General features: G+C 52.9%; 14 protein-coding genes. 4 read left to right on the top strand and 10 right to left on the bottom strand.

Annotated elements, in window-relative coordinates:
- Nucleotides 1-8 precede the first annotated feature (8 nt).
- The 6 genes from accC to ACZ41M_RS00565 all read right to left on the bottom strand — a co-directional run bounded on the left by accC (nucleotide 9) and on the right by ACZ41M_RS00565 (nucleotide 4,740).
- On the bottom strand, nucleotides 9-1,358 hold the full coding sequence (accC, locus tag ACZ41M_RS00590) for an acetyl-CoA carboxylase biotin carboxylase subunit (protein ID WP_464730784.1): 1,350 nt from the start codon (nucleotides 1,356-1,358) through the stop codon (nucleotides 9-11).
- Between the two features lie 166 nt (nucleotides 1,359-1,524).
- Entirely contained in the window at nucleotides 1,525-1,995 is a 471-nt protein-coding gene (accB, locus tag ACZ41M_RS00585; protein ID WP_464730785.1) for an acetyl-CoA carboxylase biotin carboxyl carrier protein, read from the bottom strand.
- A 375-nt stretch (nucleotides 1,996-2,370) separates the two neighbouring features.
- Nucleotides 2,371-2,823, bottom strand: a complete 453-nt coding sequence (gene aroQ / locus ACZ41M_RS00580; protein WP_464730786.1) for a type II 3-dehydroquinate dehydratase — start codon at nucleotides 2,821-2,823, stop codon at nucleotides 2,371-2,373.
- A 122-nt stretch (nucleotides 2,824-2,945) separates the two neighbouring features.
- A complete protein-coding gene (locus ACZ41M_RS00575) occupies nucleotides 2,946-3,431 on the bottom strand; it encodes a barstar family protein (RefSeq protein ID WP_464730787.1) in 486 nt (161 codons plus the stop codon).
- A gap of 2 nt (nucleotides 3,432-3,433) precedes the next feature.
- Complete coding sequence (locus ACZ41M_RS00570) at nucleotides 3,434-3,991, bottom strand: guanyl-specific ribonuclease (RefSeq protein ID WP_464730788.1); 558 nt, start codon at nucleotides 3,989-3,991, stop codon at nucleotides 3,434-3,436.
- Nucleotides 3,992-4,008: 17 nt separating this feature from the next.
- A complete protein-coding gene (locus ACZ41M_RS00565) occupies nucleotides 4,009-4,740 on the bottom strand; it encodes a YbhB/YbcL family Raf kinase inhibitor-like protein (protein WP_464730789.1) in 732 nt (243 codons plus the stop codon).
- 359 nt (nucleotides 4,741-5,099) lie between these two features.
- Here ACZ41M_RS00565 and prpB point away from each other — a divergent pair, with 359 nt between their 5' ends.
- The 3 genes from prpB to acnD all read left to right on the top strand — a co-directional run bounded on the left by prpB (nucleotide 5,100) and on the right by acnD (nucleotide 9,997).
- Complete coding sequence (prpB, locus tag ACZ41M_RS00560; protein ID WP_464730790.1) at nucleotides 5,100-5,981, top strand: methylisocitrate lyase; 882 nt, start codon at nucleotides 5,100-5,102, stop codon at nucleotides 5,979-5,981.
- 46 nt (nucleotides 5,982-6,027) lie between these two features.
- Nucleotides 6,028-7,188 carry a bifunctional 2-methylcitrate synthase/citrate synthase gene (gene prpC, locus ACZ41M_RS00555; protein ID WP_464730791.1) on the top strand — a complete coding sequence of 387 codons (1,161 nt, stop codon included), beginning with the start codon at nucleotides 6,028-6,030 and terminating at the stop codon, nucleotides 7,186-7,188.
- A gap of 190 nt (nucleotides 7,189-7,378) precedes the next feature.
- Complete coding sequence (gene acnD / locus ACZ41M_RS00550) at nucleotides 7,379-9,997, top strand: Fe/S-dependent 2-methylisocitrate dehydratase AcnD (RefSeq protein ID WP_464730792.1); 2,619 nt, start codon at nucleotides 7,379-7,381, stop codon at nucleotides 9,995-9,997.
- Nucleotides 9,998-10,408: 411 nt separating this feature from the next.
- On the opposite strand, the gene ACZ41M_RS00545 is transcribed toward acnD, so the two are convergent.
- Both ACZ41M_RS00545 and ACZ41M_RS00540 read right to left on the bottom strand, forming a co-directional pair.
- Nucleotides 10,409-10,765: a DUF1622 domain-containing protein gene (locus tag ACZ41M_RS00545; protein ID WP_464730793.1), complete on the bottom strand. Its 357-nt coding sequence runs from the start codon at nucleotides 10,763-10,765 to the stop codon at nucleotides 10,409-10,411.
- Between the two features lie 148 nt (nucleotides 10,766-10,913).
- Nucleotides 10,914-11,432 carry a DNA-deoxyinosine glycosylase gene (locus ACZ41M_RS00540; protein ID WP_464730794.1) on the bottom strand — a complete coding sequence of 173 codons (519 nt, stop codon included), beginning with the start codon at nucleotides 11,430-11,432 and terminating at the stop codon, nucleotides 10,914-10,916.
- Nucleotides 11,433-11,542: 110 nt separating this feature from the next.
- On the opposite strand from ACZ41M_RS00540, the gene prpF reads away from it, so the two are divergent.
- A complete protein-coding gene (prpF, locus tag ACZ41M_RS00535) occupies nucleotides 11,543-12,733 on the top strand; it encodes a 2-methylaconitate cis-trans isomerase PrpF (RefSeq protein ID WP_464730795.1) in 1,191 nt (396 codons plus the stop codon).
- Nucleotides 12,734-12,891: 158 nt separating this feature from the next.
- On the opposite strand, the gene ACZ41M_RS00530 is transcribed toward prpF, so the two are convergent.
- Nucleotides 12,892-13,965 (bottom strand): PTS fructose transporter subunit IIC, encoded by a 1,074-nt coding sequence (locus tag ACZ41M_RS00530; RefSeq protein ID WP_464730796.1) that lies wholly within the window; start codon nucleotides 13,963-13,965, stop codon nucleotides 12,892-12,894.
- A 39-nt stretch (nucleotides 13,966-14,004) separates the two neighbouring features.
- Complete coding sequence (locus ACZ41M_RS00525; RefSeq protein ID WP_464730797.1) at nucleotides 14,005-14,307, bottom strand: PTS fructose transporter subunit IIB; 303 nt, start codon at nucleotides 14,305-14,307, stop codon at nucleotides 14,005-14,007.
- Between the last annotated feature and the right edge of the window lie 9 nt (nucleotides 14,308-14,316).

Raw genomic sequence — 14,316 nt, 5'->3', positions numbered from 1 at the left:
CATTGAGCTTAATGTTTTTCCTGCTCCAGTTTTTGTTCCAAATAGTGAATGCTAAAACCACCTTCGACAAAAACCGGATCGTCCATCATCACACGATGCAAGGGAATATTAGTCGAAATGCCTTCCACCACCATTTCCGACAGCGCGGTACGCATACGCGCAACGGCCTGCTCGCGTGTATCGCCGTAGGTAATCAATTTACCGATCATGGAGTCGTAGTTCGGCGGTACAAAGTAGTTGTTGTACACATGCGAATCCACCCGCACACCCGGACCACCCGCTGTATGCCACATGGTGATGCGCCCTGGGCTCGGGGTGAATTTGAATGGGTCTTCGGCATTGATACGACACTCAATCGAGTGACCTTTGAGCACGATGTCGCGCTGACGGAAACGCAATTTTTCACCCGCCGCAATGCGAATTTGCTCTTGCACAATATCAATGCCTGTCACCATTTCGGTCACCGGATGTTCCACTTGCACACGGGTATTCATTTCGATGAAGTAGAACTCGCCATTCTCATACAAAAATTCAAACGTACCCGCACCGCGATAACCGATTTTTTTACACGCGTCCACACAGCGCGCACCGATTTTATCCACCAATTTACGCGGGATACCCGGCGCAGGCGCCTCCTCAATCACTTTTTGGTGACGGCGTTGCAAAGAGCAATCACGCTCGCCCAAGTAAACCGCATTGCGGTGTTGGTCGGCGAGAATCTGAATCTCGATATGGCGCGGATTTTGCAGGAATTTTTCCATGTACACGTTCGGATTGCCAAACGCGGCTTGGGCTTCCGCCTTGGTCATCGCCACCGCATTAAGCAAAGCAGCCTCCGAATGCACCACACGCATCCCGCGACCACCGCCACCACCGGCGGCCTTAATGATGACAGGAAATTTAATCGCGCGTGCCATGCGCAGGATTTCCTGCGGATCGTCCCCCAATGCTTCGGGCGAACCCGGAACCGTCGGTACACCCGCACGAATCATTGCCTGTTTCGCCGCAACTTTATCGCCCATGATGCGGATGGATTCAGCCGTCGGGCCGATAAACACAAATCCGGATTCCTCAACACGCTGTGAAAAATCGGCGTTTTCTGACAAGAAACCATAACCCGGATGAATCGCATCAGCGCGAGTGACCTCGGCCGTGGCGATCAATGCGGTCATATTCAGATAACTTTGCGCAGAAGGCGCAGGCCCGATACACACAGCTTCGTCAGCCAGCTTCACGTATTTCGCTTCACGATCGGCCTCGGAGTAAACCACCACGGTTTTAATCCCCATTTCACGGCAGGCCCGCTGAATCCGCAAAGCAATTTCACCTCGATTGGCGATGAGAATTTTTTTAAACATAGCACGCTTTCATCAAATTGGGTACACATGCACCAAGCACGGCTCTATCGTTTTCTATCATTTGAGCGAGCAAGGCACAAGGCACTATTCGGAATCATTTTCAGAACATTCGACACGGTATCTGCGTAGCACCACAGCGATCTACGCACCGTATCGGCTCGAATCATCAGCCAATGATGAACAACACTTGACCGTATTCCACCGGCTCGGCATTTTCAACCAAAATTTGTTTGATCACGCCATCGGTTTCCGCTTCGATTTCATTGAGCAACTTCATGGCCTCAATGATGCACAGGGTTTGGCCTTTTTTCACCGCAGTACCAACTGTGACGTACGGCGCAGCGCCCGGCGCGGATGCGGCGTAGAACGTACCGACCATCGGTGATTTGACTGGCGTGCCGGCTTCTTGTGCCGGAGCAGCGGCAGGTGCTGGCGCAGCAACCGCAGGTGCAGCAGCCGCTGCCACTGGTGCCGCAGCAACCGCTGGCGCACTGTGTACCACTTGCGGTGCAGACACCATGACGGAACCGCCGCCTTTAACGATACGCACCTTACCTTCGGCCTCAGTAATTTCCAACTCTGATACTTCCGATTCAGACACCAAATCAATCAGTGTTTTGAGTTTACGCAAATCCATTCTGCTCGCTCCTTTAGAATTATTGGAATCGATGTTGCCATCGATGGGTATATGCTGCGCCGCCATGATTCAACACAAAAATAAATAGGCGGCACAATGATCCAATGAACACGTATTTGATGCGAAACCACTCAAAGCCCAAACAGCCAAGCAGCACAGCATCCCATACGGCCTTGAAAATGACCATATATTATTGGAGTGCGATTATACGCCTTAAAATTCGTGAAAGTGACTTATTTTCGCTTATTTTTCGATATTTTTCGCTAAAACAAGTTAAATAGAACGAACGTTCAGATTTTTAAAACCTTCAAAACAAGAGAGTATTTAACGCCATCTTATTTATTTTTATAATCGATAGCGTTCTGATAAGTTCATTTAAGCGGATTTTGCCTTCAGTTTCTGCGCCCAGTAGGATAAGGCCGCTTCATAGCCATAAGCACCCAAACCGCAGATCACCCCAACCGCCAAATCAGACATGAAGGAGTGGTGACGGAATGGCTCGCGTTGATAAACATTGGACAAATGCACTTCAATGAACGGAATTGCCACGCCCGCGAGTGCATCACGAACCGCAACGCTGGTATGCGTGAACGCCGCCGGATTGATAATGATAGCCTGATGCTGCCCTCGCGCGCGGTGAATCGCCTCAACGATTTCACCTTCGTGATTACTCTGGTAGGTCTCCAACGCAAGCCCCAATTCCTGCGCCTGCTGCTGTAAACGTTGATTCACATCCGCCAAGGTTTGCGAACCATATACCTCGGGTTCGCGTGTACCCAATAAATTTAAATTCGGACCGTGAATCACTAAAATACTGTTCATAATCATCTCTTTTGCTGATTTTGCTGCTTTGAAGTCATGTAATCAAATCCAAAATAGTACTGATGCGATTTTAATCAGCGTTATCTATTTTTGCATGCAGATAGCGTTGCTACACGATAAAGTGAATATTACACCGTGTTGGCACCCGTGACCACCCAAAGTATGCTCAAGCCGACGCCCGTAAGCTCGCTCATCGCGTCTTTGAGTGTATCCATAACCGGGAACAGCATTTTGCTCTGCGCCACATCGCTGTGTATCAACCACACTTGCGGTACAGAACCGTCCTGCGCGTTCAATTGCGCCTGCAATCGATCGGCGTATTCACCGGTCACATCGTACAGCGCATCTAAATTTTCCCCGAAATAGTCAGGAAAATTCAAACGTGCGGCCAATAGCGCCAAAACCTCAGCAGCATCAACCGCTTTGCGCACGTCCACCGTGCGCACATCTGCACCCAACTCGGTGGTGTACACCGCCAGATAATCACCAAGGCCATCGTCACGACCAACACCGTCGGCAGCTGCCGATTTGGATGCCTCGGACACATCAGCGATATGGCACTCAACCCATTTACCCACGATGCGCGACCACAATTCGGTTTTAATTGGATTCATGCTCACTCCATCCGTACCCGCGCAAAACTGCGGTAGTGATCGCTGGTGTAATAGTATTCGCCGCTATTGGCATTGTCGCCCGTCGTTCCCTGTCCGGAAACGATACGGCGCGCTCCGCGATTGTCAGCGCCAGGAGTCGGCACGGTGTATTCTTGATAATAGCCGCGCGGTTGGCTCGGCAAAATCCGTTCGCGGTTGCTGAATGTTTGCCCGTCTTGGCGATAGGGAAAACTGGCACGCTTTTGAATCATACCAATCACCGTTTGCGCTTCTTTGGGCAAGGCCGCATAGTCTATCGTCCCGATGCCGCCGGCATAATCAGCATCGGCTTTAGCGTTGGATGACTCGGTAGAACGTTTGCCCGAGCCATTGTTGCTTTTTGCACTGACCTCTGGCGTCGCACCCTCATTGGCGCGGTTGTTGGCCGTATTTTTTTGCGTGGCAATGGTCGATTTTGATCCCGAATTGGCATCCGAGCTCAAATGATAAATACGAAAACACGCCGCCAGCAAAGCCAGCGACAGCACCACAACCAAAATCTGTAACGTCCGACGAGTCATATCGTGAGCCGTTTCAATTAACTCGGTTCTGCCGAGTTGGCAGCAGCATCGCCCGTACCGTCACCAATACCACCTGTACCACTGTCAATCGACAGCGCCGAAGCCAGACGCGGCGTAAGCGTGTACACGCCCGACCAACTGGCTTGATCCAAAATATGCCCTTCCATACGGCGTTGCACCGCGCTGATATTGAGTTTACTCGCCAGCGGCATACTCAATTCAGGGATGTCCAAGGCATACAACGTAAAGGTGTATTTGTGTACGATGGAGTCATTCCACGGCGGGCATGGACCGTCGTAACCGTAGTAATCACCGGCCATATCGTAATCGTTGGCAAACCAGTGGGTATAGTCGTTGATGCCATGGCGCATCAGTGTTTCACTGAATTCCTTGATCGGCACAATGGGGCCGGCTTTACCGCGCGGCGTCACTTGATTGGAAAACTGTCCAGCTGCAATTTCACGCATGGAAGCCGGAATATTGATCAAAATCCAGTGGTAAAAATCATCGCGCGGCAAATCGGCGGGCACTTCGCGATCGACTTGATTCACATCCGTCGGATCGGTCGGTGCGCAGTCGTCCACGCACAAAATGACGAACGATTGCGTGCCTTCGGGCACTTCAGACCATGCCAGATGCGGGTTTTTATTATCAGCAAAGCGCACGCGCACTTTTTGATCAATTTGCGCAAAGGCAAACTCCGCTGGAATCACGCCATTATCCGGAAAACTGTCGCTGTGAAGTTTCATGTATTGCACTCCTTTTGATCAAATACGATTTCATGCTCTATATACTGAGTCACTTGTATTTTAGCAGTAGAAGCCATCTCACGCATGGAACATTTTGAAATAAAAATATTCAATGAAGCGCGGGGTAATCAGCATTGTCTGTATTGGCTGATTGGCGCAATTAACAACCAGATACTGCGCGAGTTTATGGCTGCTCCATAACCAAGCACCACATCAAAAGGCATTGCGTATTTCATCACACGTCGCTGAATTTGTTCGCCAGTCAATCTCTTGTAAGAATATTTGCATAAAGTACACTAAATGGATGAATCCTATCAACAAAACACCGAATTCTATATCGTCAATTAAGGAGGTTACTCATGAGTTCATTAACAGCCGGCCAACGTTTTCGGCAAGCCCTAAAAGAAGAATCGCCGTTGCAGATCGTTGGCGCAATCAACGCCAATCACGCCCTGCTCGCACAACAAGCCGGCTTTAAAGCCATTTACGTTTCCGGCGGCGGCGTGGCCGCAGGCTCGCTCGGCGTGCCTGATCTGGGCATTACCGGTTTGGAAGACGTCCTGATTGACGCGCGCCGCATCACCGATATTTGCGATCTGCCTTTGCTGGTGGACGTAGACACCGGCTTTGGCCCGTCGGCATTTAATGTCGCACGCACCACCAAAAGCATGATCAAAGCAGGCGTTGCCGCCATGCACATTGAGGATCAAGTCGGCGCGAAGCGCTGTGGCCACCGCCCGAACAAAGCCATCGTCCCAGCCGACGAAATGGTCGATCGCATCAAAGCGGCGGTCGATGCGCGTACCGACGAATCATTCTTCATCATGGCGCGTACCGATGCAATTGCCAACGAAGGCTTAGATGCCGCGATTGAACGCGCGAGCAAATACATCGAAGCCGGTGCAGACGGCCTGTTCCCAGAAGCCGCCATTACCTTGGACATGTACAGCGCTTTCGTCAAAGCTTTGCCAAACGTACCGATTCTGGCCAACTTGACCGAATTTGGCCAAACGCCGTTGTTCACCACCGATGAATTGCGCGAAGTCGGCGTCGCCATGACACTCTACCCGCTGTCTGCGTTCCGCGCGGCGAACAAAGCGGCACTGAATGTCTACAACAGCCTGCGTCAAAACGGCACGCAATCCGGCGTAGTGGACACGATGCAAACCCGTATGGAGCTGTACGCATCCATCGGCTATCAAGCGTACGAAGACAAGCTGGATTTATTCCTAAACAAATAATGTTCTACCCTTCTTGATTAACCTTAACCTCATGGAGACAAGCACAATGAGTAAAGAAACCGCAACCACCGCAACATTCAAGCCGAAAAAATCCGTTGCCCTGTCCGGCGTGGCCGCAGGCAATACCGCACTGTGTACCGTTGGCCGTTCGGGCAACGACTTGCACTACCGTGGTTACGACATCATGGACTTGGCACTCAAATGCGAATTTGAAGAAGTCGCGCATTTGTTGGTACACGGCACATTGCCAACCAAAACCCAATTGGCCAACTACAAAGCGAAATTGCAACGCATGCGCGGCCTGCCGCAAGCGGTCAAAGTCGCTTTGGAACAATTGCCACCGTCCGCGCACCCAATGGACGTGATGCGCACCGGCGTATCGGTTCTGGGCTGCGTCACACCTGAGAAGGACGACCACAATTACGCCGGCGCACGCGACATTGCCGACAAATTGATGGCATGCCACAGCTCCATGCTGCTCTACTGGTACCATTTTGCGCACAATGGCAAACGCATTGAAGTGGAAACCGATGACGACTCCATCGGCGGTCACTTCCTGACCCTGTTGCACGGCAAAAAATGCCCTGATTCATGGGTTAAAGCCATGCACATCTCATTGATTTTGTACGCAGAACACGAGTTCAATGCCTCAACCTTCGCCTCACGCGTGGTAGCAGGTACCGGTTCGGACATGTACTCCGCCATTTGCGCAGGCATTGGCGCGTTGCGCGGTCCAAAACACGGCGGCGCGAACGAAGTGGCGTTTGAAATCCAACAACGCTATGGCTCACCAGACGAAGCCGAAGCCGACATCCGCGCACGTGTAGAACGCAAAGAAGTCGTGATTGGTTTTGGCCATCCGGTATACACCATCGCCGATCCGCGCAACGTTGTGATCAAAAAAGTGGCGCACGATTTGGGCAAAGAGCAAGGCGACATGCGCATGTACGACGTGGCTGAGCGTCTCGAATCCGTGATGTGGGAAATCAAAAAAATGTTCCCGAATCTGGACTGGTTCAGCGCCGTATCGTACAACTTGATGGGCGTACCAACCGCCATGTTCACCCCATTGTTCGTGGTATCGCGTACAGCAGGCTGGAGCGCACACGTGATCGAACAGCGTCAGGACAACAAGATCATTCGTCCAAGCGCGAACTACACAGGTCCGGAAGACTTGAAATTTGTAGCGATCAGCAAACGTAAATAATTACGTTGTTGTAGGTGGGTCGATGATTCATCGACCCACTGCTATTTAATTCAATTGAACCGTTTTATTAGCCTTAGCAGTCTTTATTCCCACGCAAGCGCACCCCGCTATCAAGCGCTTTCGTCGGAATACGGTTTGTCAGCACGGATTTTATGTTTCGATTTTTATTTTTATTAGGGAGTTTCACCTCATGAACGCTCATCAATTTCGCAAAAATTTAGCCAACAGCGACATCGCCTACTACGACGCGCGTGCCGCAGTTGAAGCCATCAAACCCGGCGCCTACGACGGCTTGCCCTACACCAGCCGCGTGCTGGCCGAGCAACTGGTGCGCAAGGCCGATGACAACGGCACCGATGCCGCCACCTTGAACGAATGGCTGAACCAATTGATCGAGCGCAAGCGCGAAGTCGATTTCCCGTGGTTCCCTGCCCGTGTGGTGTGCCACGACATTCTCGGCCAAACCGCCTTGGTGGATCTGGCCGGTTTGCGCGATGCGATTGCCGATCAAGGCGGCGATCCGGCCAAAGTCAATCCGGTGGTGCAAACGCAATTGATCGTCGACCACTCTTTGGCGGTGGAATGCGGCGGCTATGACCCCGACGCCTTCCAGAAAAACCGTGACATCGAAGATCGCCGCAACGAAGACCGTTTCCACTTCATCGACTGGTGCGCGACCGCGTTTGAAAACGTCAACGTGATTCCGGCGGGCAACGGCATCATGCACCAAATCAACCTCGAAAAAATGTCGCCGGTGATTCAAAACCGCAACGGCGTTGCCTTCCCCGACACCTGCGTCGGCACCGACAGCCACACGCCGCATGTGGATGCCTTGGGCGTGATTGCGATTGGCGTGGGTGGTTTGGAAGCCGAAACCGTCATGCTCGGCCGCGCGTCCATGATGCGTCTGCCGGACATTGTTGGCGTGAAGCTCACTGGCAAACGTCAACCCGGCATCACCGCGACCGACATCGTCTTGGCCTTGACCGAATTTTTGCGCAAAGAGCGCGTGGTTGGCGCCTATGTGGAATTTTTCGGCGATGGCGCCGACAGCTTGTCGATTGGCGACCGCGCGACCATTTCCAATATGTGCCCTGAATACGGCGCAACGGCGGCTATGTTCTACATCGACCAACAAACCATTGATTATCTGAAATTGACCGGCCGTGAGCCGGAGCAAGTCGCACTGGTGGAGCAATACGCCAAACAAACCGGCCTGTGGGCGGACGCCCTGAAAACCGCCGAATACGAACGCGTATTGACGTTTGACTTGTCCACCGTGGTGCGCAATATGGCGGGACCATCGAATCCGCACAAACGTTTGCCAACTTCAGACTTGGCCGAGCGCGGCATCGCTGTGGATCTGGACAAAGCCAAAGCGCAAGAAGCCGACGGCCTGATGCCGGACGGCGCAGTCATCATCGCCGCGATCACCTCGTGCACCAATACCTCGAATCCGCGCAACGTCGTGGCCGCCGGTTTGCTCGCCAAACGGGCAAACGAACTCGGCCTCGTGCGCAAACCGTGGGTGAAAACCTCGTTCGCACCCGGCTCCAAAGTCGCCAAACTCTACCTCGAATCATCCGGCCTGTTGCCTGAACTGGAAAAACTCGGCTTCGGCATCGTCGCCTACGCCTGTACCACCTGTAACGGCATGAGCGGCGCGCTCGATCCGAACATCCAGCAAGAAATCATAGCCCGCGATTTGTACGCCACCGCCGTATTGTCAGGCAACCGCAACTTCGACGGCCGCATTCACCCGTATGCGAAGCAAGCCTTCCTCGCATCGCCGCCACTGGTCGTGGCCTATGCCATCGCCGGTACCGTGCGTTTTGACATTGAAAAAGACGTGCTCGCCGTGGTGGACGGCAAAGAAATTCGCCTGAAAGACCTCTGGCCGTCCGACGAAGAAATCGACGCCATCGTTGAACAACACGTCAAACCGGAGCAATTCAAGCAAATCTACATCCCGATGTTTGATCTGGGCGCAGTAGAAAAAGCCCCAAGTCCGTTGTACGACTGGCGCCCGATGTCCACCTACATCCGCCGTCCGCCGTACTGGGAAGGCGCGTTGGCCGGTGAGCGCACGCTCAAAGGCATGCGTCCGCTCGCCGTATTGCCGGACAACATCACCACCGACCACCTGTCGCCATCCAACGCCATTTTGATGGACAGCGCAGCGGGCGAATACCTGCACAAAATGGGCTTGCCTGAAGAAGATTTCAACAGCTACGCCACCCACCGAGGTGACCATTTGACTGCGCAACGCGCCACATTTGCCAACCCGAAACTGTTCAACGAAATGGTGAAAAATCCGGACGGCAGCGTGAAACAAGGCTCACTCGCCCGCGTGGAACCCGAAGGCCAAGTGATGCGCATGTGGGAAGCCATCGAAACCTATATGAACCGCAAACAACCGCTGATCATCATCGCCGGTGCCGACTACGGTCAAGGTTCCTCGCGTGACTGGGCGGCCAAAGGCGTGCGTCTGGCCGGTGTCGAAGCCATTGTCGCCGAAGGGTTTGAGCGCATCCACCGCACCAACCTCGTCGGCATGGGCGTGCTGCCGCTCGAATTCAAAGCCGGTGAAAACCGCCACACCTACGGCATCGACGGCACCGAAACCTTCGATGTCATCGGCGAACGCAAACCCCGCGCCGACCTGACTGTCGTGGTACACCGCAAAAACGGCGAAACCGTCCACATCCCCGTGACCTGCCGCCTCGATACCGCCGAAGAAGTCAGCATCTACGAAGCAGGCGGCGTGCTGCAACGCTTCGCGCAGGACTTTTTGGAAGGTAATGCGTAAAAAAACCATCCCCAAAGTAAAAACCTACTTTGGGGTGATTTAAAACAGAAACGGACTGCATGCAGTCCGTTTCTGTTCAATAACAGTTCAATATTCTGATTAAAACGCCTGAAATACTTTATGCAGCAAATGCAAATATCTTCTGTGATCACTCATTAATTGCCGTGCAATGCTGTAGAACTTGATCCCTTTTATCGACGTTATACAAAATACAGGCTGAAATATAGCTACTTGTTGAGCTTCCATTATTATTTCGATTCGCCTTTTACCTTGCAAAACTTCTTCCGACGCTCCCGCCAACCTCTCTAATCTTTGAAACTCCTCAAGTTGTTGAGAAGAAGTAATAACTCCCGGGGGCACATACAAGGGTAGTCTATGAGCAGCGGGATCTCTAAACAAAATCCACTTTATTTACTGATTAGGCGCGCTTGGGTTTTGGCGTTTCCACGGCCATCGGCCATCCAGTTCGACTTGCAAGGTCATGCTCAGGAAGGTTCGGATAATCACAATCAGCCCCAAAACCGCAACGCTTTCCAAAGTCGGGGTAATCGCGACGGTGCGCACGATATCGGCGGCAATCAGTAGTTCCAAACCAATCAAAATACCGCTGCCGAGATTTTGGCGCAACTGGCGAATGCGCTCCGTCCGACTGGTGCGCACGGTAGCAAACACGTAAATGGCGTACAGCAGCCCCAATGCGATGGCGACAACGCCCGCAAAATCAATCGCGATTCCAACGAATTCAATAAACTCTCGAAATGTAGGCATGCTTCGTTCCTTTCTGCGCCTAGCGAAGGATGAAAAACGCACTGCGGATGCAATGGTTCAGGATGATTATGCCCGATTGATTGTGATGAATAAACCCTATTTACCCTATTCACCCTATTTGGCTTGACGACTGATCAGCGAAAGCCACTTAGCCTGACACGCACAGCGCATCGCGCACCACATGCCATTGCGCCAGTTTCTCTTCGAAGCGCATGCGCGCATTTGCAGGGCTGGTACTCGGCAGCGAAACGACCGAAACTGAACGGGGTAGTTGTTTGGCGATGTGGCGTTTGAATAATGTGGTCGCGCTCCCGCCGTTGAGATAAATGCTGTGTAGACTGGGAAAAGCATGGAGCAAGCCGACGATGTCATTCGGCACGACGCTGGCAGCCTCAATCGCACTGTCCAAGCTGCCTTCGCGCTTCGCACTGGCGATCACGTCCCACAAGGCGATGCGGTGCTGTTTCAATAGTGCGATTCGTTGCGCATACGTCAACGGCTGACGCTCGGCAAACAAGGCCTCGATGATGCGCCAAAAAGCATTCTGCGGATGCGCGTAGTACTGCTGTTGCGTGACCGATGCGACGCTGGGTAAGGAACCTAAAATCAATATTTGCGGCGGTTCATCCGGCAAGATGCAGTTAAAACTGTGTGTGCTTTGGCTCATGATCAATGGGGCTTCAACTGGCTTGAGGTATGATGGACAATCATGTCATTGTAGGTTAATCGTAAGCGATTTGGGCTACTATAACGCATCATTATTTCACGGAGGTCGTCATGTCCACTTTTGCCGCACAAGTTAAAATCCCCGCCACCTACATTCGTGGCGGTACATCTAAAGGCGTGTTTTTCCGTTTGCAGGATTTGCCTGAATCCTGCCAAAAGCCCGGCGCAGCACGCGATAAATTATTCATGCGCGTGATCGGCAGTCCCGATCCATACGCCGCGCACATTGACGGCATGGGCGGCGCGACTTCCAGCACCTCCAAATGCGTGATTTTGTCCAAAGCCAGCGTGCCGGATCACGACGTGGATTATCTCTACGGTCAAATCTCGATTGACAAGGCTTTTGTGGATTGGTCAGGCAATTGCGGCAATCTGTCCACCGCCGCCGGTGCGTTTGCGATTCATGCAGGCTTGGTTGATCCGGCGCGCATCCCTGAAAACGGCGTGGCCGTGGTGCGCATCTGGCAGGCGAATATTCAAAAAACCATCATCGCCCATGTGCCGGTAACCAACGGCCAAGTGCAGGAAACCGGCGACTTTGAGCTGGACGGCGTGACATTCCCAGCGGCGGAAATCGTGTTGGAATTTATGGATCCATCCGATGATTCGGAGGACGGCGGCTCGATGTTCCCGACCGGCAATCTGGTGGATGATTTGGAAGTACCGGGCATTGGCACATTCAAAGCCACCATGATCAGCGCGGGGATTCCAACCGTGTTTGTCAACGCCGCCGACATTGGCTACACCGGCACGGAGTTGCGCGAGGACATCAATTCCGACCCTGAAAAATTAAAATTCTTCGAGGCGATTCGTGTCGCCGGTGCCTTGCGCATGGGTTTGATCAAAAACCCTGAAGAAGCGTTGACACGCCAGCACACGCCGAAAATCGCCTTTGTCGCACCACCGACCAGCTACACCGCCTCCAGCGGCAAAACCATCGCAGCGGGTGATGTGGATTTGCTGGTGCGTGCCTTGTCGATGGGCAAGCTGCACCACGCGATGATGGGCACTTGTGCGGTGGCGATTGGCACGGCGGCGGCAGTGCCGGGCACTTTGGTGAATCTGGCGGCAGGCGGTGGCGAACGCACGGCGGTGCGTTTCGGCCATCCTTCCGGCACCTTGCGCGTGGGTGCGGAGGCGAAACAGGTCAACGGCGAATGGACGGTGACCAAGGCCATCATGAGCCGCTCCGCCCGTATCATCATGGAAGGCTGGGTGCGTGTGCCTGGGGATAGTTTCTAAGGGAATACGGAAAAAGTAAAAACCTACCTTTTCCGCATTTTCTTAAATAATGGATTACGTAGGGGCGCATGGCATGCGCCCTTTCCATCTCATTATAAAAAACCAGAAAAATAGGGGCACAATCATGTGCCCCTACATTTATTATTGGATCAAGCTAATTACGCCGCTTCCTGTGGAATTGGTTTTTTCAGCACGAACAGCATCGCAGCCGTAACCACGGTACCAATCGCAATGGCAGCAATGTACGGTAACAAATTATCCACCGCATTCGGAATCGGCAATACAAAAACCCCTCCGTGCGGCACATGCAATTGCGCCCCGAACACCATAGACAACGCACCTGCCACAGCCGAACCCGTCATCAGTGCTGGAATCACACGAATCGGATCACGCGCTGCGAACGGAATTGCGCCTTCGGTCACGAATGCGATACCGAGTACCGCCGCTGCACTGCCTGCTTTGCGCTCTTCTTCAGAGAAGCGGTTTTTGAACAAATACGAGGCCAAAGCCACGCCCAGCGGCGGCGTCATACCAGCAGCCATCACGGCTGCCATGGGCGCATACACTTGGCTGGCGAGCAAACCCACGGCAAAGGTATAAGCCGCTTTATTCACCGGACCACCCATATCGAACGCCATCATCGCACCAAGAATCAAGCCGAGCACCAATGCGCTGGAGGTCTGCATGCTGGTCAACCATGCGGTCATGGCTTTGAGCAAGCCCGATACCGGCACACCGACCACGTAGAACATGATCAAACCGACCACCAATGTACTGATCAACGGCAGTATGAGCACCGGTTTTAGCCCCGCCAAATTACGCGGCAGTTTGATCGCGCCGTTGAGCCATTTGGTGAAATAACCGGCCAAAAAGCCTGAGATAATCCCGCCCAAGAAGCCCGAACCAGTGATACCGGCCAAGACACCGCCGATCATACCCGGCGTTAAACCCGGACGATCCGCAATGGAGTAGGCAATATAACCGGACAAAACCGCGACCATCAGACCGAAGCCACCTTTCGCACCGATGGTGAACACATTCGCCCAGAATGTCGTCCATGCCGTCGGCTCCATTTTCGTACCATCCAACGCCATTGCCGGATCATAGGCATAAATCCCGCGCGCGGCAAAACCAATGGCGATCAGCAAACCACCCGCCACCACAAACGGAAGCATATACGATACGCCCGTCATCAGATGCTTATAAGCACCTTTTAAACCTTCACCAGCCATGTTGCTCTCCTAAAAATAGACGTAAATACGGCCAACCACTTACGACGCCAAGGCCGTAGTAATCAAACCTGCGCCATCTTTAATCGCCGCTTTACTACCGGTTGAGTAGACTTTTTTACCGGCAAAACGGCTCAAATCCACATTGGTGTCCGCCGCGATGATGACCACATCCGCCGCTTCGATGTCGCTCGCGGTCAGTTGGTTTTCCGCACCCACAGACCCTTGAGTTTCCACTTTGATCTTGTGACCGAGTTTTTTCGCACCCGCTTCCAAACCTTCTGCGGCCATGTAGGTATGTGCAATACCGGTTGGACAAGAAGTAATCGCTACGATAGTTGCCATTGTGTTGCT

The sequence above is a fragment of the Puribacter membranae genome, assembly GCF_055380425.1.
This window is presented reverse-complemented; position numbering and strand designations above follow the sequence as displayed.

What these genes read in the sequence shown, in the direction of transcription:
- ACZ41M_RS00570 (WP_464730788.1), bottom strand. Translation starts at nt 3,991, where the DNA reads ATGACTCGTCGGACGTTACAGATTTTGGTTGTGGTGCTGTCGCTGGCT.
- prpF (WP_464730795.1), top strand. Translation starts at nt 11,543, where the DNA reads ATGTCCACTTTTGCCGCACAAGTTAAAATCCCCGCCACCTACATTCGT.
- ACZ41M_RS00540 (WP_464730794.1), bottom strand. Translation starts at nt 11,432, where the DNA reads ATGAGCCAAAGCACACACAGTTTTAACTGCATCTTGCCGGATGAACCG.
- prpB (WP_464730790.1), top strand. Translation starts at nt 5,100, where the DNA reads ATGAGTTCATTAACAGCCGGCCAACGTTTTCGGCAAGCCCTAAAAGAA.
- acnD (WP_464730792.1), top strand. Translation starts at nt 7,379, where the DNA reads ATGAACGCTCATCAATTTCGCAAAAATTTAGCCAACAGCGACATCGCC.
- accB (WP_464730785.1), bottom strand. Translation starts at nt 1,995, where the DNA reads ATGGATTTGCGTAAACTCAAAACACTGATTGATTTGGTGTCTGAATCG.
- prpC (WP_464730791.1), top strand. Translation starts at nt 6,028, where the DNA reads ATGAGTAAAGAAACCGCAACCACCGCAACATTCAAGCCGAAAAAATCC.
- ACZ41M_RS00545 (WP_464730793.1), bottom strand. Translation starts at nt 10,765, where the DNA reads ATGCCTACATTTCGAGAGTTTATTGAATTCGTTGGAATCGCGATTGAT.
- ACZ41M_RS00565 (WP_464730789.1), bottom strand. Translation starts at nt 4,740, where the DNA reads ATGAAACTTCACAGCGACAGTTTTCCGGATAATGGCGTGATTCCAGCG.
- accC (WP_464730784.1), bottom strand. Translation starts at nt 1,358, where the DNA reads ATGTTTAAAAAAATTCTCATCGCCAATCGAGGTGAAATTGCTTTGCGG.
- ACZ41M_RS00575 (WP_464730787.1), bottom strand. Translation starts at nt 3,431, where the DNA reads ATGAATCCAATTAAAACCGAATTGTGGTCGCGCATCGTGGGTAAATGG.
- aroQ (WP_464730786.1), bottom strand. Translation starts at nt 2,823, where the DNA reads ATGATTATGAACAGTATTTTAGTGATTCACGGTCCGAATTTAAATTTA.
- ACZ41M_RS00530 (WP_464730796.1), bottom strand. Translation starts at nt 13,965, where the DNA reads ATGGCTGGTGAAGGTTTAAAAGGTGCTTATAAGCATCTGATGACGGGC.
- ACZ41M_RS00525 (WP_464730797.1), bottom strand. Translation starts at nt 14,307, where the DNA reads ATGGCAACTATCGTAGCGATTACTTCTTGTCCAACCGGTATTGCACAT.